Raw genomic sequence first — 424 nt, forward strand, 5'->3', positions numbered from 1 at the left:
ACCTTTTGAGAATGCAATTAAAAACATCGAGAAGCTACAGTTTAGCAGAAAAGGTGATAAAACTATTTCTGTAGTAATGGTCTAAAGTTTCCTATCTGCTGCTTTGATGTAAACAATAAAGTTACTAAGTTGTTTTCATCATTTTCTTTAAATAATTTTTAGGAGTAAAGACAATGCCATTTTGGTATAACACCCCATCTGAAGGTAGTGAATACAGCAATTTAGCGTGTACTGATTTTGCTGGATTAAATTCATTAATTAAGTTTGACGAAGTAGCGTTTAAGAGCGATGACGATTTTAATTACGTATTTGGTTATGCTTCTGATGCATCTGATTTAATCAAGGTAGGAGATAGAGATTTTAAGTTTACTCCTCAGTTAATTACTTTTAAATTAGCCAAAAAGAATTACCAGAAGTACGATGT

1 protein-coding gene is annotated in these 424 nt (G+C 31.4%); it reads left to right on the plus strand.

Annotated elements, in window-relative coordinates; all coding sequences use genetic code 11:
* Positions 1 to 173: 173 nt before the first annotated feature.
* Positions 174 to 424: hypothetical protein (locus DSM106972_RS13010; RefSeq protein ID WP_201800715.1), on the plus strand; the 251-nt coding region annotated here is incomplete at its 3' end.

The sequence above is a fragment of the Dulcicalothrix desertica PCC 7102 genome (assembly GCF_003991905.1).
GTDB classification, from domain to species: Bacteria; Cyanobacteriota; Cyanobacteriia; order Cyanobacteriales; family Nostocaceae; genus Dulcicalothrix; species Dulcicalothrix desertica.